The sequence below is a fragment of the Clostridium sp. FS41 genome (assembly GCF_000954015.1).
GTDB lineage: Bacteria > Bacillota > Clostridia > Lachnospirales > Lachnospiraceae > Enterocloster > Enterocloster citroniae.
Genome location: NZ_JYHN01000068.1, coordinates 1 through 674, shown reverse-complemented (window position 1 = coordinate 674; position 674 = coordinate 1). Strand labels below are relative to the sequence as shown.

Sequence of the window (674 nt, the reverse complement as noted above, 5' to 3'; positions counted from 1 at the left end):
CCGCCCTAAACGCCCTTACCACCTTTACCGGCACTACCCACATCACCATTACCGCGGGAGGGCCGGAGCCGGACGTGGCGGTGGAGTATGTGCAGGATACCAAGGCGGTGATCGCGGATTTACAGGCGCAGATAAATGCAATAAGAAATGGAGGTACGACATGACAGCATTATTAAGGAGACAGGCCGTGATCGACAAGTACGCAGAGATCATAGGCCGCAACCTATACAGCCAGTCCTTGCGGGATTACTGCTACAAGGCATACAAGGATGGTAACTATTACAGTGATTGCAGCAGCTCCATCTGCTACGCCTATAAGGAGGCAGGCCAGGGCTTCGGGATCACAAACACCGCAGGCATGTACAACTCTGCCAAACTGACCACAGTGGATGCAGACATAGCCCAGGGCATCCCTGACACGTCCCGGTTACGACCAGGGGACATGCTGCTGTTTGCCGGTACGGATGCCAGTAGGCCAAAACGGATCGGCCACGTGGAGATGTACTGTGGAGATGGTATTATCTGCGGACATGGCAGCGGCAGACCGTCCTACAAAGACTTGGCGGCCTACTGCAAGAGCCGGTATAACTCCTGGGCATCCGGGGGCTGGCGTAAGGGTCTGGTGGCTGTAAAACGATACATACAGGATGATGCAGTGATGGAGCCGGAGCGGC

Annotated in this window: 1 protein-coding gene; it reads left to right on the top strand. The window is 55.6% G+C overall.

Annotated features, from left to right (window positions below; genetic code table 11):
* Positions 1-160: 160 nt before the first annotated feature.
* On the top strand, positions 161-674 hold a 514-nt coding region (locus CLFS41_RS21590), incomplete at its 3' end, for an NlpC/P60 family protein (protein ID WP_045093451.1).